Genomic DNA, 21,963 nt, shown 5'->3' with positions numbered 1-21,963 from the left:
CGCTCTGCTGCACAGTCTTTGGTGAACCCCCATTTCCCGGCTGCTCCGGGGAAATGGGGGTTACGCTCGTCGTCCGATCTACCGGGCGAGAGGGAATTCGTGGATCTCTGGGGTTATCTGCAGGGGCGGGGTGAGTCTCTCGCGTTTCTGGCGTACCAACATGCTTCGCTGGCATTTCAGACGGTCCTGGTGGGCACTGTCGTAGCAGTGGCAGTGGCCATCGCTGTGCATCGATTGCCGCTGTTCGCGGCGTTGACGCTCACCACCAGCCGAGTGGCACTGACCATTCCGTCGCTGGCGTTGCTGGCGCTGCTCATCGTGCCGTTCGGCCTCGGCGTCGTGCCGTCGTTCATCATGCTCGCGTTCTTCGCCGCGATGCCCGTCATCGGCAACGCCATCGTCGGACTTCGCGGTGTTCCCGATACCGTGATCGAGTCGGCCAAGGGAATCGGGCTCTCTCGCAGCAGAATTCTGCTGTCGGTTTCCCTGCCCATAGCGTGGCCGGTCATCCTCACCGGGATTCGGGTCTCGACGCAGATGGTCGTCGGCGTCGCCGCGATCGTCGCCTACGTTCTCGGACCGGGCCTCGGTTCGCTCATCTTCAACGGTCTGTCGCGACTGGGCGGAACCAATTCCGTCGAAATGGCAGTCACGGGAACAGTTCTCATCGTCGTCATCGCATTGGTGTTCGACGCCCTGCTCGTCCTTCTCGGGCGCCTCACCATCTCGAAGGGATTGTCATGACGGACAACACGATCGGCGAGCGCACGGTCACCGGTGCCTCCATCCGACTCGACGGTGTGGTGAAGCAGTACAAGGGCCAAACCAAGCCGGCCGTGAAGAAGATAGATCTCGAGATCGAGGCGGGTCACATCGTCGCGTTCGTCGGGCCGTCCGGTTGCGGCAAGACCACGACGCTCAAGATGATCAACCGGCTGATCGAACCGACCGAGGGCCGCATCTTCATCGGCGACCGGGATGTCACCGGCGAGGATCCCGACAAGCTGCGGCAGTCGATCGGGTACGTAATCCAGTCCGGCGGGTTGTTCCCGCATTGGTCCGTGGCGAAGAACGTCGGGGCCATCCCCCGCGTTCTCGGCTGGGACGCCAAGAGGATCGACGAGCGGACCGACTATCTGCTCGATCTGGTCGGTCTCGATGTCGCCGAGTTCCGTGACCGCCTGCCGAAGGACATGTCGGGCGGGCAGCAACAACGGGTGGGCGTAGCTCGTGCCCTCGCCGCCGACCCGCCCGTGCTGTTGATGGACGAGCCGTTCGGTGCCGTCGACCCCATCACTCGAGTTCGTCTGCAGGACAGTTTGATTGCCATCCAGCACGAGCTGGCCAAGACCATCGTCGTCGTCACTCACGACTTCGAGGAGGCGACGAAGCTGGGCGACAAGGTTTTGATTCTGTCCGAGGGCGGACACATCGAGCAGTATGCGACGCCCGAGGAGATCCTGGCCAAGCCCGCCACGCCGTTCGTGGAGGAGTTCGTCGGTTCAGGGGCCACGCTCGCACACCTGACATTGTCGAGAGTCAAGGACGTGGAGCACGATTCGGTCGTCACCGCGAAGGTGGGCGACGATGCGAAGGCTGTGATCGCACGGGCGAGAGCGCACGGAGCAACGTGGATCGTCGTCATCGACGAGCACGGGCGTCCGCGCGCATGGCCGTCTCTGGAAGAAGTGGCGACCAAGGACCACATCACCGACTACGTCGACGCGCGGCTACCGACCGTCGCACCGTCGTCGACGCTCAACGATGCCCTGGATTCGATGCTGGCGGCGAGCCAGGGCGGAGTGCTCGTCACCGACGGCCGCGGCGCGGTGACCGGCGCGCTCACGATCGCGACCGTCATGGCCGTCATCCGTGGCCAGCTCTCGGATGCACGATCGGGCGATGGCCACGTGTCGTACTCCGCGCACACCGAAGGCAAGAAGGCATGAACCGTCTCCGCCGCGCTCCGTTGGACGTGTGGTTCGAGCCCCTGATCATCGTCGTGCTCGGACTCGGCTACATCCTCTGGTACCGATCGACGACGTTGACGACGACCGAGCAGGCGTCACTCGGCTGGGACAACTTGAAGACCACCATCGTCGACCACATCGTGCTGACACTGACGGCCACCGTGATCGTCGTCGCCATCGCGATACCGTTGGGAATACTGCTCACGCGTGAGCGTGCCGAGAAGTTCCGTCCAGTGGCCATCAACTTTGCCAACATCGGCCAGGCTGCGCCTGCAGTAGGTCTCATCGTGCTGTTGACGATGTGGCTCGGTACCGGGTTCCGCACGGCCGTGGTCGGATTGGTGGTGTACGCGATCCTCCCGATCCTGCAGAACACCATCGTCGGCATTCAACAGGTCGATCAGCGCACCATCGAGGCTGCGCGAGGAATCGGATTCTCCGGGGTGCGCACGCTGGTTCAGGTGGAGCTACCGCTGGCAGTTCCGGTGATTCTCAACGGAGTTCGCACCGCACTCGTCATCCTGGTCGGCACTGCCACCCTGAGTACGTTCATCGGGGCATCGAGTCTCGGCACCCTGATCACGACGGGGACCACGCTGTTTCTGCCGAAGCTGCTCATCTCCGGTGCCGTCCTGGTCGCTCTGCTCGCTCTGATCATCGACTGGCTCGGCCGGGTGGTCGAATTGTTCGCGACCCCACGAGGAGTGGCATGATGCGCCGACTGTTCACCACCGCAGTTGCAGCGGCGCTGATCGGGACCGTGGCCGGTTGTGGGCTGGTCAGCTCCTCCGGCACATTCCAGAGCACCAGCCTGCCGGACGGTGCCACGCCGCTCGACGGCGCATCGTTGGTGGTGACGAGCAAGAGCTTCACCGAGGGTGTGCTCCTCGGAAAGATCACCGCCACATACCTCGCCGCGGCCGGTGCGAAGGTCACCGACCTGACCGGAGCCCCGGGATCCGCGTCGTCGAGGCAGGCCCAGCTCAACGGCGACGCCGACATCCTGTGGGAGTACACCGGAACCGGATGGGTCAACTACCACAACGAGACCGAGACGATCAGCGACCCGGAAGAACTGTGGGAACGGGTACGCGATATCGAGAAGAGCGAGCACAACCTCGATTGGCTACCGCCTGCGAACTTCAACGACACGTACGCCTTCGCTGCCTCGGCCGCGACGGCACAGCGCCTCGGTGTGAAGACGCTGTCGGACGTGGCAAATCTCCCGGAAGCAGAGCGGACGTTCTGCGTGGACGACGAATTCTATTCACGCTCGGACGGTTTCGGTCCGATGCTCGAGACGTACGGAATAGGACTCAATGCTCCGGGCGGAGTGCCCTCGGGGAACGTCACCCGGATGGACGCCGGCGTCGTCTACACCTCCACCGCCGATAGTTCGCCGTGCAATTTCGGCATGGTCTACACCACCGACGGTAGAATCAAGAATCTGAATCTGACTGTGCTCGAGGATGATCGCGCATTCTTTCTGCCGTACAGCGGCACCGCGGTCGTACGGGACGCCGTGCTCACCGAGCATCCCGAGATCGCCGATCTGCTGGGCGTGGTGTCCGAAAAGCTGACGGACGACCTGATGCAGGAGCTGAACGGACGCGTCGACATCGAAGGTGAGGATCCCTCGGACGTCGCCTACGAGTGGTTGCAGAGCGAAGGGCTCGTGAAATAGGAACCAATCAACTCGGTTCCGGCTCGAACAGTTCCTCGATCGAGCAGTCGAAGGCCGCGGCGAGGCGAAAGGCGACGGGCAGGCTCGGGTCGAATCGTTCCTTCTCGATGGAGATGATCGTCAGTCGAGTGACGTCGATGCGTTCGGCCAGTTCGTTCTGAGACCAACCCTTCTCCGTGCGTCGACGTCGAACACTGTTCTTCACTCGGACAGCGCGCGATGCCGCGCGAATGCGTACCGAGCAGTGAACGACGCGAATGCGGCGAGAAGCAAGCCGATGAGAACCAGCGTGGCCGGCGGCTCGGCGCGTGCAATCGAGATGACGGCAAGTGTCAGGCCCAGAATGCACACCAGATCTGTGGCCATCCCGCTCGACGCGGTCGACGTCCAGTGGGATTCGATACTCTCGCCCGAGGGGTAGGTGGCCTCGGCGGTTCTCGGGGCGGCGAAGAGAATCCACCCCAGCATCGCGCCGAACGGTAGCGCGGTGAATCCGAACACGACCGCGGAAATGCCCGGTGCGACGGGTGAGACGAGCCAGGCCAAAAGGGCAGTCGACGCTGCGGTTGCAAGGCCGACAGCGCCGACCGACAGCCATCTGAGGGTCATGAGAGACTCCGATCCTAGGTATAGTTTGCTATACGTATAGGAAACCATACATCGTCACCGGCTTCGTATGTGTTCGCCGACGCAGCACGGACGGTAAGGTTCCCAACACGTAGATCGTCGGGATTTCGGCGTCGTACCCAGCCCTAGGAGCCAGCCCGTGCACTCGTCTTCTTACAGAGGTCTGTGATGGCCGGCGGACTCGTAGCTCTACTCGACGACGTGGCAGCGCTTGCTCGCTTGGCCGCGGCATCCATCGACGACGTCGGGGCGGCGACCGGCAAGGCGACGGCCAAGGCGGCCGGTGTCGTGATCGACGACGCAGCGGTGACGCCTCAGTACGTTCGAGGTCTCGCGGCCGAACGTGAACTACCCATCATCAAGCGCATAGCGGTGGGCTCGCTGCGCAACAAGCTGCTGATCATTCTGCCGATCGCGTTGCTGCTCAGTCAGTTCCTGCCGTGGCTGTTGACACCCATTCTGATGCTCGGCGGTTGCTACCTCAGCTACGAGGCGGCGCACAAGATCTGGGGTGCACTGTTCGGCCACGGTGACGATCACGCGGCCGCCGAGGACGAACCGCGCGACGAGGACACTGTTGTCTCCGGCGCGGTGCGCACGGACCTCATTTTGTCCGCCGAGATCATGGTCATCGCGCTGGATACCATTGCTGCAGAGGGTTTCTGGAGCCGGCTGATCATCCTGGCGGTTGTCGCCGTGGTCATCACGATCGTCGTCTACGGAGTCGTCGCGCTGATCGTGAAGATGGACGACATCGGTTTGAAGCTCGCCGACGGCTCCACCGGATTCGTCGAGAAGTTCGGTCGGGGTCTCGTCAAGGGCATGCCGAAGGTCATGTCGGTGCTGTCGGTCGTCGGCACCGCAGCGATGCTGTGGGTCGGTGGGCACATCCTGCTCGTCGGCATCGACGAGCTCGGATTTCATCCCATCTACGAATTGGTGCACCACGGCGAAGAAGCGGTGCGCGGAGTTGCGGGCATCGGCGGCGTGTTGGCGTGGATCGTCAACACCCTGGCCTCGGCGATCATCGGCGCGATCGTGGGTGTTCTCATCGTGCTTGCTCAGTTGGGGATCTCGAAGGTGCTCGCCAAGCGCGCCACCGCAGCGAAGTAGTGGTTGCGCCAGTAACTTTTGCCGTCGTTCATCCTTCGTCGGAGCCGGCGTCCGAGGTTCTGTTTCGTTACTACGCCGATGTCGTCGGACGTTTTCACGGTCGAGAAGCGACGGACGACGAAGTGCATCGAGCCATGATCGAAGAACCGAGCGATGACCTCGCAGGAGATACGGGATTGTTGGTCGTCGCGTACCTCGGCGCGCATGTGGTCGGTTGCGGGGGCGCACGTTTCGTATCCGAGGACGTCGCAGAGCTGACCCGCGTCTTCGTGGATGCGGGGGCACGCGGGGACGGCATCGGGGCGTCGATTGTCGAGTTTCTCGAAGGATGTGTCCGACAGTCACACCGCACGAAGATTCGGTTGGACACCCGAGCGGACCTGGTCGAGGCGCGGGGGTTGTACTCGAAGCTCGGCTATCGAGAGGTGCCTGCGTTCAATGCGGAGCCCTACGCCGAGGTGTGGCTGGAGAAGATTCTGCCTTGACCGCTTGTCACCGTCGAGCCAGCTCGAGAACCCGTCGCTCCGACAACGAGACGTCGGCGAGGGAAGCCGTCAACTCCTCCCATGCCCGTTGAACACGAAGCTCGTCGCGGCGTAGACGGTGTTGCGCAGCAGCGAGGGCGCGCCGATCCGCGTTGATCATTGCCGCCTCCCGGTCGCGCGCGAGCAAGTTCAGATACGTTTGCGGATCGAACGGATACATGCCAACTCCTATGGTGTGGTGGGGAATCCGTGCATCAGGACCATGACGTGTTCGCGTTCCCCCGAGGTCGCGTTCTCGCCGTGTCGCCGCCATTTGTCCACGACAGCCCGTAGTTCCAGATCCATCTCGGCGGTTTCGCCTGTTGTGAGGCGCAAGACGTTGTCGCTACTGAACGCTGCCGACACCCACTCCGGTCCCCAGGATTCCGAGGTCCGATCGAAGTCGCGTAGCCGTGACCACTGGTGCGCCAACCAGGAGTCCTTGGAGGCCTTCGCAACCGACAACGATTCGGGTGAATCGGCGAAGTCGTTCTCGGACCAGCTGAACCCGTTCTCGTTGGCTTCCGACCACCAGCGTTGACGCTTGTCCGATCCGTTCTCGACCTCCTTGACGAAGCCGTGTTCGGCGAGTTTGCGCAGGTGGTAGCTCACCGAGGCGGGCGACTCGTCCACGAGATCACCGAGCTGGGTTGCCGTCATCGACTTGTTGGCGCGCAACGCATAGAGCAGGCGCAGTCGGATGGGATGCGTCAGCGCCTTGAGCTCGGACATGTCCGTCAGCTTCCGTGGCGTCCGAGCCGGAGGTGGTGGGGTCATGAAGCACCATAACCCGAAAGAAATATTTCGCAATAGTTCTTTCGGAGTTCGTCGGGTGCTAACTCCTGCCAAGACTGCAAATTCGAGCCACGAGTCGGTCGTCACCTGGTCCGACTGCATCATGATCAGCAACGCCCCGATTCCCACCACGATCGGAGCGGGCAGGATCCACCATGACCAGCGGCGATCCTGGCCGACGACGTGGAGGGTGCGAATGGCCCAGATCAGCCCCACGGTCAGCAACACCAAAACCGCTGCTGCACCGATGAGCAACGGATCCAGCCACGCGAAGCGTCCGTACGGTGAGGGCCACCAATGCCCGGATATGAATACCAACGGGACGACCGCGATTGTTGTGAACGCGAGCAAAATCGGCCCCGGGGGCTTGGCCGGCTGTCGTGGTGCGTTGGATGCCGCGATCATGCGGTCGATCAGGATTCTGAAGATGGTGGGTCCCTCAGGTTGCGGAGTCGGGTCGCAGTCAGGATGCCATGATCAGGGCCCGTGCATGTCAAGATATTGACATGAGCCACGTGGATCTCGACACCTCGATCGGATATGCCCTCAAGCGGGCCACTTCGGCGCTGCGCTCGGCGATGGACGAGCGACTGCGTGCGCTGGACATGACGGTGTCGCAGTATGCGAGTCTCGAACTTCTCGCGCACACGCCGGGACTCTCCAACGCCGACCTCGCCAGAGGGGTGTTCGTCACCAGGCAGGCCACGCATCAGCTGCTCGCCGGACTCACGCGCGAAGGCTTGGTGGAGGTCACGGGGACCGGTCGCGAGCAACGCCTCCATGTCACTGCTCGAGGGCTGGAACGGCTCGAGCGCGCATCGGCTGCTGTTGCCGAGGTGGAGAGCGCGATGATCGAGTCGCTGTCCGAGCACGACCGGTTGTCGATGCTGCGGAGTCTGAGCGCGTGCGCGGACGCGTTGGATCGAGCCGGGCGGTGAATGTCAGTCGAGCGAGCCCAGAAAATCGAGCATCGTCGCATTGAATTTGCCCGGACGGTCCATGTTCGCCGCGTGTCCGCAATCCTCCAGAATCACCGATCGGCCGTATGGATTGCGTCCGACGGCATCCGACGCGTGAGCGGCAGGCCAGAATTGGCTGTCGCGCCCAGCGATCATGAGAATCGGCTTGTCGGTCGCCGCGATGGTCCCGCGCCAATCCTGTGCCGCATGATCGTCCAGCAGGGTTTTCATCGGGGCTGCGTCGGGTGAGGCCATCTTCGGCATCGCGCGCAGTGCGACCACGAGTCTCAGCAGTGACGGCACGGACTTCCACTGGGGCCGGCCGTGGCCCGTCGCGGGTATTCCTCTGTCGAAGAACGATGCTCGATTATCGTCGGTGAGTCCGTAGAAGCCGTTGGGCCAGTCGGCACTGTTCACCATCTTCGGCGTCTGATCCACCGATACGACGGCCCGCACATGCTCTGTGCCGAATTGCGAGATGTACGACCAGACGGTGCTCGCACCCATCGAGCCGCCGATCAAGACGACGTCGGTGACGCCCACCGCCGCAAGGAAGTTCTCGAGATCGCGACCGTGCCGCTTCATCGATGCTCCATGCGTAGGTGCGTCGGAGTCACCGTGCCCACGTCGGTCGAGAGCAAGAACGCGATAACCGGCTCGCACCAACGCTTTCTGCTGTAGCGCCCAGGTGGTCGCGGGCGCGCAGAAGCCCGCGACAAGTACGACCGTCGGGCCTGTTCCCTCGTCCAGGTAATTCAGGGTGACGGCATCGTTGGTGACGACAGTCGGCATGGTCGGCGCTCCCCTCACGCGAACTCGGCGTGCATTTCCCAGATCAAAATCTCGCTCGTCGTCGATGCTGTCACACGGTGCCCTCCGGTGGAGGTCAGTCGAACTGCATCACCCTGTTCGACGGCTCCGATGTCCTCGAACATCGCGGAACCGTCGGCGACGAAGACGTGACCGAACGGCGCGTCCGGCACGGTGATCGGCTGTCCAGGCTCGAGTCGTGCAACATGCAGTGCCGCAAAGCGATTGCCGATACGCACCCCACTTCTGTCGGGCATTCCCGATGCCACGCCGACCAGCTCACCGGACGCCAATTCGTCTCGCACGTCGAGTTCTTCGTACGACGGCACCCGTCCGTCGGTGTCCGGCGGAATCCACATCTGCACGACGCGCAGTCTGTCGCGGCTGGTCAGACTCGAAGCGTTGCGTTCGGTGTGTCGGATACCGGTTCCCGCACTCATGCGTTGAACGAGGCCGGGGTAGATCAGACCTGAATTACCCTCTGAGTCCGAGTGTTTCAACGTTCCTTCCAGTACCCACGTCACGATCTCCATGTTCTCGTGCTGATGGGAGTCGAACCCCTCGCCCGGGAACACCGTGTCCTCGTTGTGCACCATCAGCAGCCCATGTGCATTGGCCGCCAGATCGTAGTTTCCGGTGGCGGGAAACGACTGCTTGGAGTCGAGCCACTCGTTCCACCAGTGATGCCGATCTTCGCTGGGGATGTGGATGAGCGTCACGACGCGTGGTCCCGCATCGCCGAGAATGTTCGGGCAAGCGCGCCCAGATCGTTCGGGTCCATGAGATCGAACATGTTCTGTCGTACCGCCTCGACGTGACCGGGGCTCGCCGCGGCCAGGGTGTCGAGCCCGGCCTCGGTGAGCTCGGCCGACATGCCTCGCTTGTCGTCGTCGCATTTGACGCGGCGCACCCATCCGCATTCGACGAGTCGGCTGATCGCCCTTGTGACGCCACTGCGGGTGGTGGTGACTGCGTCCGCGAGTTGGCTCATGCGTCTGCGGTGATCCGGTGCCTCGGAGAGGACGACCAGCAGCTCGAAGTCGGTGAACGAGATTCCGGAGTCGCGAGTGAGCTGGTTGTCCAGATCACGCAGAAGCAGGCGTGTGGCGTCGAGATATGCGCGCCAGGCCAGCTGTTCGTCCTGGCTGAGCCACCGTGGAGAGTTCATGTCTGCATAGTAGTTGACAACGCAACTATCCGGTGTACTGTTCTCAGTAGTTGACGAAGCAACTACTTGACCGGAGGTACAGCGATGACCGAGACAGATCAGCACTCCATCGAACGGGACCGCATCCGCGACCAGCACCTGAAGCCGGCGGGTGAGCGGCCGGCATCGTCGGCTCGCGGCCTTCATCACACCGCGTTGATCAGCAGTGACGTCGAAGCAACCGTCCGCTTCTATCAGGACCTGCTCGAGTTCCCGCTGACCGAGCTCATCGAGAACCGCGATTACCCGGGCTCGTCGCACTTCTTCTTCGACATCGGCAACAGCAACCTTCTCGCGTTCTTCGATTTTCCCGGCCTCGATGTCGGACCGTACAAAGAGGTGCTCGGTGGACTTCACCACGTGGCGATCAGCGTGGAGCCCACCCGCTGGGAACACCTGCGTACCAAGCTGATCGACGCCGGTATCGAGCTGATCGAGCACAGTGAGGTCTCGCTGTACTTCCGCGATCCCGATGGTGCCCGCCTGGAATTGATCGCCGATCCGCTCGGCGAGATGTACGGCTCGCACGTCCTGTAGGCATCCGCATACTCGAAAGATCGAGGCACACCACATGACCTCTGCAGCAACCACACCCGACGTTCGCCGCGCCGACGACCGATTCAAGACCAAGATCGGCTGGCTCGACTCAAAGCACTCCTTCTCCTTCGGCAATCACTTCGATCGCGGTAATACTCACCACGGCGTTCTGATGGTCAACAACGACGACATCGTCACTCCTGGTCAGGGTTTCGACACCCACCCGCACCGCGACATGGAAATTGTCACCTGGGTCCTGCAGGGTTCGTTGGTGCACCAGGACTCGATGGGCCACTCCGGCGTCATTTACCCGGGTCTGGCTCAGCGAATGAGCGCAGGAACCGGCATCCTGCACTCGGAGAAGAACGATTCGTGGCGGCTCGGCGAGACTGCCGGCACGTACTCGGGCAAGCACGGCGATCCGGTTCGGTTCGTCCAGATGTGGGTCGTGCCCGACGAACAGGGCATCACCCCGGGCTACGAACAACTCGAGATTGACGGTGAATTGCTCAGCGGCGGCCTGGTTCCCGTCGCATCCGGCATGCCCGACCATGCCGATCACGCGGCAATCCGCATCAAGAACAAGTATGCGGCCATGCACGCGGCACGCCTGCAGCCCGGCCAGGCTCCCGTCGAAATTCCGGACGCGCCGTTTGTGCACATCTTCGTCGCCGAAGGCGAAGCGATGCTCGAAGGCGTCGGAATACTCGCCGAGGGTGACGCCGTGCGTATCAGCGGAGGCGGCGGTCAGAAGATCGGCTCCGCCACCGGAGCCGAAGTGATCGTCTGGGAGATGCACGCCGCGATCGCCGGCTAATCGGTCTCTCGATGCGGGCGGAAGGAATGCTCCTCGTGATCGAGCTCGTGCTCGAGACTGCGCATGCTGTTGTCCGGCAGTCGGCCGGCGTCTCGCCAGCACAACAATTCCTCCCGCTCGACGTCGAGGATGCGGCGACGTGTGGTCATCGCCGCGGTCTGTTCCGGTGAGATCACCGCGTCGCCGATATCGGACTCGTCGAGGTGATCGAGACGGCGATGGTAGCGGTCGATGCGATGCTCCAATTCGCGACGCAGCATCTCCCGCCCCTCGTCGTCGAGGTTCTCCTCGTCGGCGATTCGGTCCAGCTGCGACAGCGCAGCTTTGGTCGAACCCTCCCGCGCTTCGTTTCTCAGCCGTGCCTCGGCGGCCGGATCGGCCACGACATTCAATTTCCGCACCAGCGGAGCGAACGTCAGACCTTGCCCCACGACGGTCACCAGGACCACGAGAAATGCGCAGAACAGCAACAGATCTCGGCTCTGAAACGGCTCGCCCGAGTCGATGGTCAGCGGCAACGTGAACACGGCGGCGACGGTGATGACGCCGCGGGTGCCTGCCCAGCTCATCACCACTGCTTCACGCGCGGAGAGCCCGGTCGTGAGCAACCACAGCGGCCGCAGCAGCAGAACTCCGGCGAGAGTGACTCCGACAGCGAGGGCGATGGTGGTACCCGAATACGCGGACAGACCACGTACCACTGTCGGCAGCTGTTCGCCGATGAGCAGGAACACGAACCCCTCGAGCAGCAGGTCGATCAGCCGCCACACTGCGGTGGTCTGCAGACGGCTGGCACCCGAAATTGCGTGACGGGTGTGATGGCCGATCACCAGCGCCGCAACGACAACGGCCAGGACGCCGGAAGCGTGGACCTCTTCTGCCGCGAGATAGGCGACGAACGGCGTCGCCAGCGACACGATGTTGAGCAGCAGCGAATCGTGAACGAACCTCTGCACCAATCGAATCGACAGGGCAACGACCAGCCCGACGATGATGCCGCCGACTGCAGCCAGCACGAACAGTCCGCCGGCATGGGCCGCTGTCATGTCCTGACTCGCGATAGCCGTGATCGCAACGGTGAGCATCGTCAGTGCGGTGGCGTCGTTGAGCAGTCCCTCCCCCTCGATGAGGGTCACCAGTTTCGGTGGGATGCCTGCCCGTCGACCCACGGCCAGCGCGGCCACCGGGTCCGGTGGTGCCACGGCGGCACCGAGCGCCATCCCGGCCGCCAGCGTGATGCCGGGTACGAGCAGCCAGAGTCCCACTCCTACCAGTGCCGCGGTGGCGACCACCAGGGCCACGGACAGGCTCAGGATCGTCCACACATTGCGACGAATGGCCACGAGCGAGGAATTGAGCGCAGCGCTGTACAGCAGAGGCGGAATCACAAGCGTCAGTACGACCTCGGGGTCGAGAACGATGTCCGGCAACGCAGAGGCCGACACCGCCAACCCGGCCAGAGTCAGCAATGCCGCTGCGGGAAGCGTCGTTTTCTTCGAGATCACCTGCGCGGCGACGATGAGGCCTGTGGCTGCCAGTACGAGCCCGAGGGTCTCTACCACGGTCGGTCGAGAGAAATTTTGTTCACACAGCCGTATTCCCGCAGGTCATGGCTTCAAACTACCTCTTCAGGCCGAACATCTTCGCAATGGTTCTCTCCATGAACGTAGCCGGCAGCAACCGCCGCGCGAGGAACACGACCGGCGCGTTGCTTCCCCTGGCGTACAACGGTTTCGGCTTGTCGGCCTCGATGGCTTTGAGGACCACCTCGGCGACGTCGTCTGCGGAGATGCCGCCTGCTTCCTTGCGATCCAGTGACGAGATGGCGGTATGAAAGTCGTCTCGATGGACCGAATCCGATGCGATGTACTTGGTTCGCCGCTCACTGATTCCGGTGTTGATCGACCCCGGCTCGACGGTGGTCATCCACACGCCGAAGGGCGAGAGTTCCAGGCGCGCCGCGTCGGAGAAGCCCTTGATGGCGGCCTTCGTCGAGGCGTAGGACGAGCGATAAGCGAGAGGGAAGCTGGCCAGCATCGATCCCACCATCACGATGCGACCGTACCCACGCTCGCGCATCCCGGGAATGACGTTCTGCGACAACGTCACTGCGCCGAACACGTTGAGCTGAAACAGCCGCTCGATGGCGTCGGTCGGTAGTTCCTCGAACGGCCCGGACTGGCTCTCGCCGGCATTGTTGACCAACACGTCTACTTCGCCGAGGTCGGCGGCGAAGGTGCGGATCGATTCCGAATCGGTGAGGTCGAGAGCGCGGTACTCGACGCCGCCGGCCCGTTGGTCCTCGGTCATCGAATTCGGATTGCGAGAAGTGCCGATCACTCGATAACCCCGTGCGACGAGTTGCTGCGCGACCGCGCGTCCGATACCCGACGAAGCTCCGGTGACCACTGCCGTGCGATTCATGCCCGAATGGTACCGGCGCGGTCGATTCGGAGCGGATGACGAGTGGGGCCGTACCGGTTAGTCTGTTACGCGTGCAAACGAATTCTGCTGCTCTGCTGATCGAGCATCTCTGCATGGCGTTCGGCCCCAAGGTTGCCGTCGACGACCTGTCGCTGATGGTTCCGCCCGGGTCGATGTTCGGTCTCGTCGGCCCGAACGGTGCGGGCAAGACCACCTGCCTGTCGATGGCAGTCGGCCTGCTCAGGCCGCAGTACGGGCGAAGCCTGGTGTTCGGACGCGACGTCTGGGCCGATCCGATCGCCGCGAAAGAACTTCTCGGCGTGCTGCCCGACGGGCTGGCGCTGCCGTCGCAGTTCACCGGCCACGAACTCCTGACATATTTCGGACGGCTGCGCGCGATGCCGGAAGACGTCATCGCGCAGCGTCGAGACGAGCTGTTGGACGCACTGGATCTGGCCGACGCCGGAGGAACCGTCATCGCCGACTACTCCGCGGGTATGACCAAGAAGATCGGATTGGCCTCGGCACTGCTGCACGGCCCACGCCTTCTCGTACTGGACGAGCCGTTCGAGGCGGTCGACCCCATCTCCTCCACCACGATTCGGAACATCCTGGTTCAGTTCGTCCGGTCCGGAGGGTCGGTGATTCTGTCGAGCCACGTGATGGCGCTCGTCGAGCAACTCTGCACTCATGTCGGTGTCATCACCGGCGGACGCGTCGTCGCGGCGGGAACGGTGGACGAGGTCCGGGCCGGCGGAACCCTGGACGACGCCTTCGTTCGGCTGGTGGGCACTCGCCAGCAGAACCCCGACGGTCTGTCCTGGATGCGCTCGTGACGTCGATCGTGCGCACTGTTCTGCAGATGCGAATCACGCTCTACCGCAGGCAGTTCAAGGGCGGGCAAGCGGTCGTCAAAACCGTGTTCGGGTTGCTGGGACTGGTCTTGGCCGTCGTGGCATGTGTGTTGGCTGCGCGCAGTGGATCCTCGCAGGTCTTGGTCGGCGGCACCGCGAGCCTCGGGCTGACACTGATGGGCCTGAGCTGGGTGCTGTTCCCGGTCCTGTCCGGAATCTCCGACGACAACATCCAGCCTCGCCACTTCCAGATGCTGGCGATCGATCCACCCCGACTGGCGCGTGCGATGTTGAGCACGTCGGCCTACGGAATGGTGGTGCCGCTCACCACCATCGCGGCCGCGTCGATCCCGATCTACGCCGCCTCGCGTTTTCTCGCAGCTCTCCCGCTGGCCCTGGTGGCCTGGCCTGCAACTGTGGTCTTCTTCGTCACCCTGTCCAGGGTGGTGACAGTGGCGATGTCTCAACTGTTGAAGAGTCGGCGCAGTCGAGAGTTTGCGCTGCTGGCGTTCGGTGCAGTGTTCGGTGGCCTGTACTTCCTGCAGTTCCCCATCACCCAGAACTTCTCCAGGGTGTTGTCCGGTGAGGTGACATGGCCTCTGACACTGGCTCATTCGATTCCGTTCAGTTGGGGAATCACCGGGGTGGATGCTGCGCTGGACGGTAATTGGCCGCTGGCGGTCGGCGCGGTGGCGGGACTGTTGGTGCTCGACGGCGTGTTGGTGTGGTTGTGGCAGCGGCTTGTCCTGCGGCTGTTCGAGGGACGGGTGTCCACCTCGCACGGCGCGTCACGGAAACAGACAGCGGCGAACGGCCGCGACGGGGAGACCGGCTGGCGGGCAACGCGAGTCGGTGCGGTGGTGACGCGCGAGCTGTCCCTGTGGCGCGGTGACATGCGGCGTCGAAGTCAGCTGCTGTCGGTCCTCATCTTCACGGTGCTCGGAGGTGTCGGTCCGTTGGTGACCGACTCGATTCCGTTCGGTTCGGCGTGGGGTGCGTGGATCGTGATCTTCATGGCGATGGGTGCCGGATCGAATTCTTATGGCCTCGACGGGAGTTCGATGTGGCACCTGGTGATGATCCCGCAGGCTCTCCGCGACGATGTCCGTGGTCGGCAGATCGCGTGGCTCATGGTGGCCGCACCCTTCGCGATCGCCTCGACACTGGTGGTCCGAGTGTTCGGTGATCTCGGCCTGCACCGGCTGGAGATCCCCATCTCGGTGACTGTTTCGATGCTCGGGGTCGGTGCCGGGTTGACCGTCGCGATCTCGGTGCGTGCCGCCTATCCGGTTCCCGAGCCGACCAAGGCCTTCTCGTTGAACACCCGCGGGTCGTTCAACGGAAGCTCGTTCGCGTTGATCATGCTGTCGATAGTGGTGATGGCCGTGTCGGTTGTTCCCGGCCTGCTCCTGGCACTGCTTCCCGGTGCCTACGCGTACCTGTCCGTACCCGTGGCTGCGGCTATCGGTTGGCTGGGGTTCTGGTGGGGTGCGCGGATTGCCGTATCCACGTTGGTTCGTGACTCGGACAAGATCTTGAACGCGGTGCTGTCACGGTAGAGCGCGAATCGTTCGGCACGGGTTGCCGGCCGCGAATGTGTGCGACGGTACGTCTCGGGTGACGACGCTGCCGGCACCGATCACCGAGTTGTCGCCGATCGTCACTCCCGGGCAGACGATGACCCCGCCGCCGAGCCAGACGTTGTTTCCGATGGTGATGGGAAGAGCGCTCTCCCAACGTGTTCGACGCGCCTCGTGGTCCTCCATGGGGTGCAGTGCCGTCAGCAGTTGTGCTCGTGGACCGATCGATACGTCGTCACCGATGGTGATGGGCGCGCAGTCCAGCAGAATCGCGTCGTAGTTGAGGAAGCTGTTCGATCCGATGGAAATGTATGTGCCGTAATCGCATTGGAATCTGGGCATGATCCACGAGTCCGGTCCGATGGAGCCGAGCAACTCGTCGAGAATCCTGCGCCTCTCCGTGTTCTGTTCTGCCGTCGTCGCATTGAACCGGTCCAGCAGCGTCCCGCATCGCACCCTGGACGCGACCAGGTCCGGATCGCTGTCCCGATAGAGCTCGCCGCGCAACATACGATCCCGATTCTCGCCCATGGACGAGACACTATCGTTGTCCTGTGATCAACGTACTTGTGGTCGAGAACGACTCGGACCGCCGACTACTTCCCTCGCTGGACGGAGTCGAGTTCAAGAGCTGCACCATCGCCGATCTCGCGGACGCGGTGTCGTGGGCCGAGGTCCTCCTGTTCAGAACGTTCGAGACCGCCGATCTGCGGGCCGTGTGGCCGAACGCCGACAACCTGCGTTGGGTCCACGCGTCGAGCGCCGGAGTCAATCGATTGTTGGATCCGGTTCTTCGTGACGGCCCTTGGCTGTTGACCAACTCGGCCGGCATTCTCGACCGTGCGATTGCCGAGTACGTTGCCGCTGGCATCTTGGCATCGGTGAAGAAGCTGCCTCAGGCGCTGCGTCGACAGCGGGAGCGGGTCTGGGAGCATCGGATGACGGCCGGAATCTCCGGTCGGAACGCCCTCGTAGTCGGTCCGGGTTCGATAGGACGCGAAATCGGCCGGATGCTCGGCGCTCTCGGGATGAAGGTCGACGCTGCGGCAACCTCCGAGCGGCCGGGGGATTCGGACTTCGCGAGAATCCGGGACGTCGCGCACCTGCCCTCCCATGCAGGCGAATACGACGTGATCGTGCTGGCGGCACCGTTGACCGACGCCACCCGGGGACTGGTCGACTCCGAGGTGCTCACGGCCATGCGGCATGACGCGGGCCTGGTCAATATCGCCCGCGGACCCATCGTCGACGAAGACGTCTTGTGCGACGCTCTTGCCTCGGGTTCCATCGGGTGGGCCGTGCTCGATGTGTTCGAGGTCGAGCCGCTGCCGGAATCGAGCCCGCTGTGGGGCCTGGACAACGTCATCGTGACCGCACATCTGGCAGGTGACGCGGACGACTTCGCGGAACGTCTGTGGTTGCTGTTCGAGGACAACCTCCACAAATATCGACGGAACGAGCCATTGGCCAATGTGGTCGACAAGCAGGCAGGTTACGTCCGCCGATAGGAACCGGGCCGAAAGTATGTGTAACACGAAGTCGCGTGTACTAGTGTGCACGAGTGCGTGAAATCAATCGTTCGGCCGTCGCGTCGACCAGCCGTGAGGCGGCCTTCGCCTACATGGACGACTTCGAGAACGTTCCACAGTGGATGTTCGGCATCACTCGTTTCGAGCCGACGGGCGATATCCTGTCCGGTCTCGGTGCCACCTACGGCGCGACGATGCAGATCGGGCCGAAGGCCCTCACCTCCGTTGTGCACGTGACCGAGTGGGTCCGAAACGAAAGGCTCACGCTCGAGTCCGTCGAGGGCCTGTCCAACTCGTCCACCTGGTCGTTCTCCGATACGGCCGACGGCAATACCCGTCTGGACGTCGTGTTTCGGTACACCCTGCCCGGTGGGATCGCAGGCAGGGTGCTCGGGGCCGTGGTCGAACCTGTTGTGAGCCAAGCGATTCGGTATACCGAGTCGACACTCCGGGCGCGGTTGGAAGCGGCCGGCTAGCACACCGCCCAGCGTCCGCTAGGAGATCGTAGTGGTGCAGACGACGAATTGCCGTGCCTCGTAGGCGAATCCGCCTTCGGGGCAGTCGTTGGGATCGGAAGTACCGGTCTTGATTTCGGTGACCTGTTCGACGTTCGTCGCGCTGGGATCGGCGCAGTCGACTCGGGCCGGCTCGTCCATGCCTCCGGTGGGCACGCTCATGCAACCGTTGATCGCCCAGTCGACGTCGAGGCACAGAGCGCCTTGCTCCACGCCGTCGAGAGTCTCGTAGTAGGTCTGATTCACATCACTGGGGCACTGCTCGTTCAGCTCGGCCTTGGCGATGACCTTGTAGTTCGATTCCATGCTGCCGCATTCGGCGTTCTCGATGGTGGCGGCCGTCATGGTCCCGCCGAGCTTGACGCACTGACCGATCTCGACGTCGATATCGGTGGAGCCGCCGGCATCGATGCCTTCCTGGCCGGACACGTCGTCGGTGGTGCTGGGAGCTGCGGACGTCGAGGAGTTGGCGGTGGTGTCCGCGGCAACGGCGTTGCCCGCGTCGGACGACGAACAGCCGGCAGCGAACAGCAGCGTGAGCGCTGCACCTGCGGCGAACAGACCTCTGGAGAATGCGTGCATCGTGGCGACACCTTCGAGCTCATCCAGGCGAGGGAACGCGCCCTCGTCGGCAACCCCACGGGCCACCGATGAAAGATTGTTTACCATTCACGCAGTTTTGGAAAGTCAGGAACGAAACACGATGCGGGCAACCCATTTGGTGTTGTGCACGCCCGGAAGCGCCGGGACGATCACGCGGGCGGGATAGCCGTGATCGAGCGAGAGATCGACCCCGTTGACTTTCAAGGCCAACAACGAGTCCGGGTGCACCGCTTGATTTCCCTGCAACACGGCTCGCGTAAATGCTCCGTTCTGCTCGAGCGAGCCCACCTCGGCCGATCGCGGTGCCGGCACGCCTGCCAGCGCGGCGAGTTCGGCCAGCGGCACGCCGGTCCACGTCTGAACGGTCGACCATCCTTCGACGCACGCAATGGGAAGTTCGGCCGTGTGTTGCGGCATCGACATCAGCCGGCCTCGGGACAGCACGATCGGCACGGCGTCCTGGGCTGTGCTGCTGATGGTCAGCTGCCAATCGGCCCCCGTCTGTGTGTCGGTGATCCCCGCGGCCTCGGCCGTCCGGTTGATCTGAAAGTCGTTGGGGCCGTCGCCGTACGAGCGCCCGCGAGGTAGCAGAATGGCGGCCTTGCGCAGAACTCCACCGACCGTCTGGCCGACCGTCAACACGGCGATGAAACCCATTCCGGCAGCGACCAATCCGATGGCCCCGCGTCGGCTCATGGTCGCTGACGTCTTGTCGCTGCTCTGGTCGGGTGCCTCGTTCCGTGCGCGGAGCACGTCCATCAACGACTCCGAGCGAAGAGTGCGGAACATCAGCGGAACTTTGAGGCCGAGATGCACCAGAAATCCCGAGATGAACACCCACGCACCGAAGTAGTGAGCGGCGTAGAAGTCGAAGCCGAACACGTAGTCGTATTGGATGTTGAGAACACCGGTGACGATCTCGAACAACAATCCGCCGACGAGTGCCAACAGCGACAACCGTTCGAGCGCATGCGCGGGCGAGCGCACCGGCGGAAGTTCGACGAGCTTGGGCATCACCGACCACAGTTTGGCGATGACGAGCGGCACGATGATCAGGCCGAGTCCGACGTGCAGACCCTGCGTGAGCTGGTAGAGCCAGGCGGGGTTCGTCGGCCAGTCGAAGAACGGCAACCGCAGCCACCCGACGGCACCCGGCCGCGCCTGACCGAACTGCGGCCCGTACGCGCTGTAGGAGAGCAGCCCGGTCACGATGACGATCGGCAACGCGAACAGCAGTACCGCGCCGAACAGCGACGTCAGCCACGTGCCGCGCAGCGGACTGCGAAAGCGCGCGAGAGGGTTGCGTGCGTCGGCCATGTAGTGCATTCGCTGCCCGGTGGGTACCGGATGTGTCGCGTCCAACTCACCGTCCCGACCCATTGCCGCGTAGAAGGCTTCCGCATCGGCGGCGGTGGATACTTTCGGTCGATTGGACGCCCATCGGTGAAAGAGTTCGCCGTATCTCTCACCCAACGCCGACGGTACCGCCGGGTACCGAGCCGCGATCTCGGCTGCCCGCTTGCGCAGCAGAGCGGTTCGCACGGTGTCGATGGTGGCGGAATCGAACCCGGAGGGAAGTGATTCTCCCGCAACGAGCGCGCGGATGAGGTCCTTCTGGCGGCGCGCGAGGTTCTCGCTCACATCGTCGTGCACGACGAACGATCTGGGGTGATGCGCGTCAGGCCGGCGGAATCGGCGATGGCGTCGAGTTCGTCGAGCAGCTCGTCCTCGGGCGGGTAATGACCGTCGCGCTCGAGCATCAACGGCGCGCGGTGGCCCGCCGCGGTGAAGGTGCGGAGCAGCCCGAGCACTTCGTGGGGAACGGGAGCGGTGTGCGTGTCGTGGTAAACACCGTCGCGAACCGTGCCACCGGCGATGTGGCAGTAGGCAATTCGGTCCAGGGGCAACCGTGCCAGCTCGGTCCATGGGTCGCGACCCCGGTTCAGCGCGTTGGCATAGACGTTGGCGATATCGAGCACCAGGGTGACGCCGGTGCGTTCGACGAGCTCGGCAAGGAACTCGCTTTCGGTCAGCTCGTCATCCGGCCAATCGAACAGTGCTGCAATGTTTTCCACTGCCAAGGGGACGGAAAGGCCGTCCTGAGTTCGGGAGATGTTCCGGGTCAGCACCGTCAGGGCTTCGCGGGTCCGTGGCACCGGAAGCAGATGCCCGGCCTCGATTCCGTCGGCACGAACGAAGGCGATGTGCTCGCTGACGATCGGTGAGCCGAGCAGCGAGGCCACTCTTTCCAGCTGCGCAATTCGATGCTGCTCCAAGGGCTCGGCACCGCCCAACGACAGGGCAATTCCGTGCGTGACGACGGGCACGCCGAGTGCGGCGAGGCGGTCGGGAACACGATCACCGATCGACTCGGCGATCACCTCGCAGAACGCGAGCCCCGGCAACTGCGAGATGATCCCCGAAATCTCGGAGCGCCAACCGATTCCGAGGCCGGTGGGCAGAGTCTCCACCGTCACCCTCCGCACCCACCGCCGCCCCCGCAGCCTCCACCCCCGCCTCCGCCTCCGTCGCCACCACTACCACCACCGCCGTCACCACCGAAACCGAACGATGCAGCTCCACCGGCGTGAGCTGATCCGTAGCTCAGAGCACCCGCCATTGCCGGATCGAGCACCATCAACGCTCCCGCTCCGAAGAGGGCCGCCGACATGCCCGCGCGTGACGGACCGTACGCGGTGAACGACGGGCGAGCCCGTGGCTCGAGGTAGTTGTTCTCGGCGCGAAGGCGTCGGAGCGCTTCGTTTCCAGGGGCGGTACGACGTGGTCGGCGAATGACGAACGGAAGCGCGACGTGCAGCAAGACGACGATGACGATGAGAAAACCCACCGGCTTCTCGTTGGCGACGCCTGCAGCAATGCGGGCGATGCCGACAGCCGCGACGGAGAGGATCGGAAACATCCGGGCCAGCATGGGACGCGCGTTCGCGCCGTGCATGAGGCCCTCGTCGACGAGGGCGCTGCGCAGCTGCGCGCAAGCCCCGGACATGTTCGACACCAGGCGGGATCGAACCAGGGGTGCCTTTCCGCTGCCGAGTCGTTCGAGGACGGTGCGGGTGAACCAATCCAGCTGCACGCGCTCGGTATCGGTCAGGCCTCGCCGGGCGCGGCCGCTGGAATCGATCACGTTGGCACCGCGCAGGATGGCCAACGACGCCATCACCGCCTGCTCGTCGTTGGTGAGCACCCCGACCTCGGGCGGCGTGAGTACCCGGCCGGTCGGCGAGGCCGCAACGGTCCGGTGTGCGTCGAGCCAGTTGCCCACCAGCGTTGCAACGACTGCGAGAACGGCTGCGAGCAGATACCACCGCAGGAACTCAGCGCTGGCAATCCCCCAGGTGTCGGTATTCCCCACGGCTGCACCACCCTTCGGTCGAAACCAGTATCTGGTGCAAGT

27 protein-coding genes are annotated in these 21,963 nt (G+C 63.6%); 13 read left to right on the top strand and 14 right to left on the bottom strand.

Annotated features, from left to right (window positions below; genetic code table 11):
- Positions 1–99 precede the first annotated feature (99 nt).
- From ACNEOT_RS01670 to ACNEOT_RS01655, 4 genes are read left to right on the top strand one after another with little or no spacing between them, the layout of a single operon-like run.
- Complete coding sequence (locus ACNEOT_RS01670) at positions 100–744, top strand: ABC transporter permease (protein ID WP_415971609.1); 645 nt, start codon at positions 100–102, stop codon at positions 742–744.
- Positions 741–1,949 (top strand): ATP-binding cassette domain-containing protein, encoded by a 1,209-nt coding sequence (locus ACNEOT_RS01665; protein ID WP_415971607.1) that lies wholly within the window; start codon positions 741–743, stop codon positions 1,947–1,949. Before ACNEOT_RS01670 ends, ACNEOT_RS01665 begins: the two co-directional genes overlap by 4 nt.
- Positions 1,946–2,683 (top strand): ABC transporter permease, encoded by a 738-nt coding sequence (locus ACNEOT_RS01660; RefSeq protein WP_415971606.1) that lies wholly within the window; start codon positions 1,946–1,948, stop codon positions 2,681–2,683. The genes ACNEOT_RS01665 and ACNEOT_RS01660 overlap by 4 nt, the downstream gene beginning before the upstream one ends.
- Positions 2,680–3,654 carry a glycine betaine ABC transporter substrate-binding protein gene (locus tag ACNEOT_RS01655; RefSeq protein ID WP_415971605.1) on the top strand — a complete coding sequence of 325 codons (975 nt, stop codon included), beginning with the start codon at positions 2,680–2,682 and terminating at the stop codon, positions 3,652–3,654. The genes ACNEOT_RS01660 and ACNEOT_RS01655 overlap by 4 nt, the downstream gene beginning before the upstream one ends.
- 7 nt (positions 3,655–3,661) lie before the next feature.
- Here the strand turns inward: ACNEOT_RS01655 and ACNEOT_RS01650 are convergent, their stop codons facing one another.
- Both ACNEOT_RS01650 and ACNEOT_RS01645 read right to left on the bottom strand, forming a co-directional pair.
- Complete coding sequence (locus ACNEOT_RS01650; protein ID WP_415971603.1) at positions 3,662–3,859, bottom strand: helix-turn-helix transcriptional regulator; 198 nt, start codon at positions 3,857–3,859, stop codon at positions 3,662–3,664.
- The gene (locus ACNEOT_RS01645; protein WP_415971601.1) at positions 3,856–4,263 is read right to left on the bottom strand and encodes a hypothetical protein; all 408 of its coding nucleotides are present in this window, start codon (positions 4,261–4,263) and stop codon (positions 3,856–3,858) included. Before ACNEOT_RS01645 ends, ACNEOT_RS01650 begins: the two co-directional genes overlap by 4 nt.
- A 186-nt stretch (positions 4,264–4,449) precedes the next feature.
- On the opposite strand from ACNEOT_RS01645, the gene ACNEOT_RS01640 reads away from it, so the two are divergent.
- Together ACNEOT_RS01640 and ACNEOT_RS01635 are read left to right on the top strand one after the other, a co-directional pair.
- The gene (locus tag ACNEOT_RS01640) at positions 4,450–5,394 is read left to right on the top strand and encodes a DUF808 domain-containing protein (RefSeq protein WP_415971600.1); all 945 of its coding nucleotides are present in this window, start codon (positions 4,450–4,452) and stop codon (positions 5,392–5,394) included.
- A 134-nt stretch (positions 5,395–5,528) separates the two neighbouring features.
- Positions 5,529–5,879, top strand: coding sequence for a GNAT family N-acetyltransferase (locus ACNEOT_RS01635; RefSeq protein WP_415971598.1), 351 nt, complete (start codon positions 5,529–5,531; stop codon positions 5,877–5,879).
- Between the two features lie 7 nt (positions 5,880–5,886).
- Here ACNEOT_RS01635 and ACNEOT_RS01630 read toward each other — a convergent pair whose 3' ends face one another.
- Both ACNEOT_RS01630 and ACNEOT_RS01625 read right to left on the bottom strand, forming a co-directional pair.
- Positions 5,887–6,099, bottom strand: coding sequence for a hypothetical protein (locus tag ACNEOT_RS01630; RefSeq protein WP_415971596.1), 213 nt, complete (start codon positions 6,097–6,099; stop codon positions 5,887–5,889).
- An 8-nt stretch (positions 6,100–6,107) separates the two neighbouring features.
- Positions 6,108–7,031, bottom strand: a complete 924-nt coding sequence (locus ACNEOT_RS01625; RefSeq protein WP_415971595.1) for a helix-turn-helix domain-containing protein — start codon at positions 7,029–7,031, stop codon at positions 6,108–6,110.
- A gap of 188 nt (positions 7,032–7,219) precedes the next feature.
- On the opposite strand from ACNEOT_RS01625, the gene ACNEOT_RS01620 reads away from it, so the two are divergent.
- The gene (locus ACNEOT_RS01620; protein ID WP_415971593.1) at positions 7,220–7,651 is read left to right on the top strand and encodes a MarR family winged helix-turn-helix transcriptional regulator; all 432 of its coding nucleotides are present in this window, start codon (positions 7,220–7,222) and stop codon (positions 7,649–7,651) included.
- A gap of 3 nt (positions 7,652–7,654) precedes the next feature.
- Here the strand turns inward: ACNEOT_RS01620 and ACNEOT_RS01615 are convergent, their stop codons facing one another.
- From ACNEOT_RS01615 to ACNEOT_RS01605, 3 genes are read right to left on the bottom strand one after another with little or no spacing between them, the layout of a single operon-like run.
- The gene (locus ACNEOT_RS01615; protein ID WP_415971592.1) at positions 7,655–8,464 is read right to left on the bottom strand and encodes an alpha/beta fold hydrolase; all 810 of its coding nucleotides are present in this window, start codon (positions 8,462–8,464) and stop codon (positions 7,655–7,657) included.
- Between the two features lie 14 nt (positions 8,465–8,478).
- A complete protein-coding gene (locus ACNEOT_RS01610) occupies positions 8,479–9,201 on the bottom strand; it encodes a pirin family protein (RefSeq protein WP_415971590.1) in 723 nt (240 codons plus the stop codon).
- A complete protein-coding gene (locus ACNEOT_RS01605; RefSeq protein WP_415971588.1) occupies positions 9,198–9,650 on the bottom strand; it encodes a MarR family winged helix-turn-helix transcriptional regulator in 453 nt (150 codons plus the stop codon). The genes ACNEOT_RS01610 and ACNEOT_RS01605 overlap by 4 nt, the downstream gene beginning before the upstream one ends.
- An 84-nt stretch (positions 9,651–9,734) precedes the next feature.
- Here ACNEOT_RS01605 and ACNEOT_RS01600 point away from each other — a divergent pair, with 84 nt between their 5' ends.
- Both ACNEOT_RS01600 and ACNEOT_RS01595 read left to right on the top strand, forming a co-directional pair.
- Positions 9,735–10,226 (top strand): VOC family protein, encoded by a 492-nt coding sequence (locus tag ACNEOT_RS01600; RefSeq protein WP_415971586.1) that lies wholly within the window; start codon positions 9,735–9,737, stop codon positions 10,224–10,226.
- Positions 10,227–10,260: 34 nt separating this feature from the next.
- Positions 10,261–11,043, top strand: a complete 783-nt coding sequence (locus ACNEOT_RS01595; RefSeq protein ID WP_415971584.1) for a pirin family protein — start codon at positions 10,261–10,263, stop codon at positions 11,041–11,043.
- On the opposite strand, the gene ACNEOT_RS01590 is transcribed toward ACNEOT_RS01595, so the two are convergent.
- Both ACNEOT_RS01590 and ACNEOT_RS01585 read right to left on the bottom strand, forming a co-directional pair.
- On the bottom strand, positions 11,040–12,605 hold the full coding sequence (locus ACNEOT_RS01590) for a Na+/H+ antiporter (protein WP_415971582.1): 1,566 nt from the start codon (positions 12,603–12,605) through the stop codon (positions 11,040–11,042). The genes ACNEOT_RS01595 and ACNEOT_RS01590 overlap by 4 nt on opposite strands.
- Before the next feature lie 58 nt (positions 12,606–12,663).
- Positions 12,664–13,467 carry an SDR family oxidoreductase gene (locus ACNEOT_RS01585; protein WP_415971580.1) on the bottom strand — a complete coding sequence of 268 codons (804 nt, stop codon included), beginning with the start codon at positions 13,465–13,467 and terminating at the stop codon, positions 12,664–12,666.
- Positions 13,468–13,502: 35 nt separating this feature from the next.
- On the opposite strand from ACNEOT_RS01585, the gene ACNEOT_RS01580 reads away from it, so the two are divergent.
- Together ACNEOT_RS01580 and ACNEOT_RS01575 are read left to right on the top strand one after the other, a co-directional pair.
- Positions 13,503–14,303: an ABC transporter ATP-binding protein gene (locus ACNEOT_RS01580; protein ID WP_415971578.1), complete on the top strand. Its 801-nt coding sequence runs from the start codon at positions 13,503–13,505 to the stop codon at positions 14,301–14,303.
- Entirely contained in the window at positions 14,300–15,880 is a 1,581-nt protein-coding gene (locus ACNEOT_RS01575) for an ABC transporter permease (protein ID WP_415971577.1), read from the top strand. Before ACNEOT_RS01580 ends, ACNEOT_RS01575 begins: the two co-directional genes overlap by 4 nt.
- On the opposite strand, the gene ACNEOT_RS01570 is transcribed toward ACNEOT_RS01575, so the two are convergent.
- A complete protein-coding gene (locus tag ACNEOT_RS01570; RefSeq protein ID WP_415971576.1) occupies positions 15,872–16,432 on the bottom strand; it encodes a sugar O-acetyltransferase in 561 nt (186 codons plus the stop codon). The genes ACNEOT_RS01575 and ACNEOT_RS01570 overlap by 9 nt on opposite strands.
- A 23-nt stretch (positions 16,433–16,455) precedes the next feature.
- Here ACNEOT_RS01570 and ACNEOT_RS01565 point away from each other — a divergent pair, with 23 nt between their 5' ends.
- Positions 16,456–17,409: a D-2-hydroxyacid dehydrogenase gene (locus tag ACNEOT_RS01565; protein WP_415971575.1), complete on the top strand. Its 954-nt coding sequence runs from the start codon at positions 16,456–16,458 to the stop codon at positions 17,407–17,409.
- Positions 17,410–17,462: 53 nt separating this feature from the next.
- Positions 17,463–17,906 carry an SRPBCC family protein gene (locus ACNEOT_RS01560; protein ID WP_415971573.1) on the top strand — a complete coding sequence of 148 codons (444 nt, stop codon included), beginning with the start codon at positions 17,463–17,465 and terminating at the stop codon, positions 17,904–17,906.
- An 18-nt stretch (positions 17,907–17,924) separates the two neighbouring features.
- On the opposite strand, the gene ACNEOT_RS01555 is transcribed toward ACNEOT_RS01560, so the two are convergent.
- The 4 genes from ACNEOT_RS01555 to ACNEOT_RS01540 all read right to left on the bottom strand — a co-directional run bounded on the left by ACNEOT_RS01555 (position 17,925) and on the right by ACNEOT_RS01540 (position 21,921).
- Positions 17,925–18,614, bottom strand: a complete 690-nt coding sequence (locus ACNEOT_RS01555) for a hypothetical protein (protein WP_415971571.1) — start codon at positions 18,612–18,614, stop codon at positions 17,925–17,927.
- A gap of 18 nt (positions 18,615–18,632) precedes the next feature.
- Positions 18,633–19,865 (bottom strand): molybdopterin-dependent oxidoreductase, encoded by a 1,233-nt coding sequence (locus ACNEOT_RS01550; RefSeq protein ID WP_415973618.1) that lies wholly within the window; start codon positions 19,863–19,865, stop codon positions 18,633–18,635.
- 320 nt (positions 19,866–20,185) lie between these two features.
- Positions 20,186–21,025, bottom strand: a complete 840-nt coding sequence (locus tag ACNEOT_RS01545) for a DUF692 domain-containing protein (protein WP_415971570.1) — start codon at positions 21,023–21,025, stop codon at positions 20,186–20,188.
- Positions 21,022–21,921 carry a TIGR04222 domain-containing membrane protein gene (locus ACNEOT_RS01540; protein WP_415971568.1) on the bottom strand — a complete coding sequence of 300 codons (900 nt, stop codon included), beginning with the start codon at positions 21,919–21,921 and terminating at the stop codon, positions 21,022–21,024. Before ACNEOT_RS01540 ends, ACNEOT_RS01545 begins: the two co-directional genes overlap by 4 nt.
- Between the last annotated feature and the right edge of the window lie 42 nt (positions 21,922–21,963).

This window comes from Rhodococcus sp. 077-4 (genome assembly GCF_047782425.1).
GTDB lineage: Bacteria > Actinomycetota > Actinomycetes > Mycobacteriales > Mycobacteriaceae > Rhodococcoides.
This window is presented reverse-complemented; position numbering and strand designations above follow the sequence as displayed.

Excerpts from the sequence above, each read along its gene's own strand:
- ACNEOT_RS01645 (WP_415971601.1), bottom strand. The coding sequence starts at position 4,263 with ATGACCCTCAGATGGCTGTCGGTCGGCGCTGTCGGCCTTGCAACCGCA.
- ACNEOT_RS01630 (WP_415971596.1), bottom strand. The coding sequence starts at position 6,099 with ATGTATCCGTTCGATCCGCAAACGTATCTGAACTTGCTCGCGCGCGAC.
- ACNEOT_RS01580 (WP_415971578.1), top strand. The coding sequence starts at position 13,503 with ATGACGAGTGGGGCCGTACCGGTTAGTCTGTTACGCGTGCAAACGAAT.
- ACNEOT_RS01640 (WP_415971600.1), top strand. The coding sequence starts at position 4,450 with ATGGCCGGCGGACTCGTAGCTCTACTCGACGACGTGGCAGCGCTTGCT.
- ACNEOT_RS01660 (WP_415971606.1), top strand. The coding sequence starts at position 1,946 with ATGAACCGTCTCCGCCGCGCTCCGTTGGACGTGTGGTTCGAGCCCCTG.
- ACNEOT_RS01655 (WP_415971605.1), top strand. The coding sequence starts at position 2,680 with ATGATGCGCCGACTGTTCACCACCGCAGTTGCAGCGGCGCTGATCGGG.
- ACNEOT_RS01595 (WP_415971584.1), top strand. The coding sequence starts at position 10,261 with ATGACCTCTGCAGCAACCACACCCGACGTTCGCCGCGCCGACGACCGA.
- ACNEOT_RS01605 (WP_415971588.1), bottom strand. The coding sequence starts at position 9,650 with ATGAACTCTCCACGGTGGCTCAGCCAGGACGAACAGCTGGCCTGGCGC.
- ACNEOT_RS01615 (WP_415971592.1), bottom strand. The coding sequence starts at position 8,464 with ATGCCGACTGTCGTCACCAACGATGCCGTCACCCTGAATTACCTGGAC.
- ACNEOT_RS01600 (WP_415971586.1), top strand. The coding sequence starts at position 9,735 with ATGACCGAGACAGATCAGCACTCCATCGAACGGGACCGCATCCGCGAC.
- ACNEOT_RS01570 (WP_415971576.1), bottom strand. The coding sequence starts at position 16,432 with ATGGGCGAGAATCGGGATCGTATGTTGCGCGGCGAGCTCTATCGGGAC.
- ACNEOT_RS01665 (WP_415971607.1), top strand. The coding sequence starts at position 741 with ATGACGGACAACACGATCGGCGAGCGCACGGTCACCGGTGCCTCCATC.
- ACNEOT_RS01620 (WP_415971593.1), top strand. The coding sequence starts at position 7,220 with ATGAGCCACGTGGATCTCGACACCTCGATCGGATATGCCCTCAAGCGG.
- ACNEOT_RS01550 (WP_415973618.1), bottom strand. The coding sequence starts at position 19,865 with ATGGCCGACGCACGCAACCCTCTCGCGCGCTTTCGCAGTCCGCTGCGC.
- ACNEOT_RS01555 (WP_415971571.1), bottom strand. The coding sequence starts at position 18,614 with ATGGTAAACAATCTTTCATCGGTGGCCCGTGGGGTTGCCGACGAGGGC.
- ACNEOT_RS01585 (WP_415971580.1), bottom strand. The coding sequence starts at position 13,467 with ATGAATCGCACGGCAGTGGTCACCGGAGCTTCGTCGGGTATCGGACGC.
- ACNEOT_RS01635 (WP_415971598.1), top strand. The coding sequence starts at position 5,529 with ATGATCGAAGAACCGAGCGATGACCTCGCAGGAGATACGGGATTGTTG.